The following is a 1,336-nucleotide window of genomic DNA, read 5'->3' on the forward strand; positions in this document are numbered from 1 at the left end:
AGAGTTATCTTCAATCTCTTGATAAATTCACATTGGACTATGCGGAAGAAATGACCGGCATTACAAAGGAGGAACTCATTGAGCTGGCAACCATGATTCATGAAGCCAAATCGGCATGCATCTTATGGGCCATGGGTGTCACCCAGCATAAGGGAGCAACGGATACGAGTACGGCAATCTCCAATCTGCTTTTAATCACAGGGAATTATGGCCGTCCAGGAACAGGTGCCTACCCACTTAGAGGACATAATAACGTTCAAGGAGCATGCGATTTCGGTACAATGCCTTCATGGTTCCCTGGCTATGAACCGATTCAAGACGAGCAGGTCAGAAAACGGTATGAAAAGGCATGGGGCGTCTCTTTGCCAAAAGATCCTGGAATGGATAATCATCAAATGCTTGAAGGTGTTAAGAAAGGAAAACTAAAGTCGCTGTATTTATTCGGTGAAGACATGGCATTTGTGGATTCCAACGTGAATTTTGTTGATACTATGCTCGAAGATCTGGAGTTTTTTGTTGTCCAGGATTTATTTTTCAGTAAAACGGCGCAATTCGCTGATGTTATTTTGCCTGCAGCTCCGAGTCTGGAAAAGGACGGTACATTCGTTAATACAGAGCGCCGAATTCAGAGGTTTTATCAAGTGCTTGAGCCACTTGGAGACTCTAAGCCGGATTGGCTCATATTCCAAGAGCTTGCTAATCATCTAGGAGCGAATTGGACTTACCAGCATCCGAGCGAGATCATGGATGAAGCAGCGAGTCTTGCTGGTTATTTTGCCGGGGTGAGCTATGAAAGACTGGAAGGGTTCAATAGTCAAATCTGGCCGGTTGCGAAAGATGGTACGGATACGCCGATCCTTTTCGAAGAAGGGTTCGCGTTTGAAGATGGTAAGGCACGGCTCATTCCGCTTGAATGGACTCCTCCTTTTGAAGCCGGTGCTGAATATGATTTACATTTAAATAATGGCCGACTGTTGGAGCATTTCCATGAAGGGAATATGACGTACAAGTCAGAGGGACTGACACATAAGGTTCCCCACCCATGGCTTGAGGTATCACTGGAGCTTGCTCGGGAACGTGGAATCGAGGATGGCTCTCTCGTTCGTTTAACCTCACCTTATGGTCACGTAAAGGTAAGAGCGATAGTCACAGAACGTGTAACAGGGAACGAATTATACTTAACGATGAATACACGAGAAGATGAGGAAGCGGTTAACCGTCTGACAAGCAGTTATCATGATACGGTAACCCACACACCGAACTATAAGGAAATGAGTGTGAAAATGGAGGTACTGGAAGAAAAGGGAGAATCACCATTGCCGAAAGTGAACTACCG

The 1,336-nt window shown here is 45.5% G+C and carries 1 protein-coding gene; it reads left to right on the plus strand.

The features are described 5' to 3' along the window. A partial coding sequence (locus tag CVN76_RS04920) for a molybdopterin oxidoreductase family protein (protein WP_157805531.1) occupies positions 1–1,336 on the plus strand: 1,336 nt, incomplete at both ends.

Source organism: Bacillus sp. mrc49 (assembly GCF_002803435.1).